This window comes from Acinetobacter sp. ANC_7512, assembly GCF_056779935.1.
In genome coordinates, this window is sequence record NZ_JBWYIX010000055.1 from 1 (window position 1) to 223 (window position 223).

Genomic DNA, 223 nt, shown 5'->3' on the forward strand with positions numbered 1-223 from the left:
GACCAGTTACCTTCTGGATCTACAGTCGCATCACCTGTTGCTACAGGGTTGCCATCTTTGTCTAAGATTTCAACTTTTACTGTTGCACCTGACTCAGTCTTACCTGAGATTGTTGGTGTAGTATCGTTTGTCGGCTTAAGCTCATCGATGGTTAATTCAGGCGCTACTGTGTCAACCTCGAAGCTCTCTGGCTGAGATTCACCTGTGTTACCTGCTTGATCTG

1 protein-coding gene is annotated in these 223 nt (G+C 46.2%); it reads right to left on the bottom strand.

What is annotated here, in order from left to right; translation table 11 throughout:
* A partial coding sequence (locus AC1M9H_RS14445; RefSeq protein ID WP_481613669.1) for a hypothetical protein occupies positions 1-223 on the bottom strand: 223 nt, incomplete at both ends.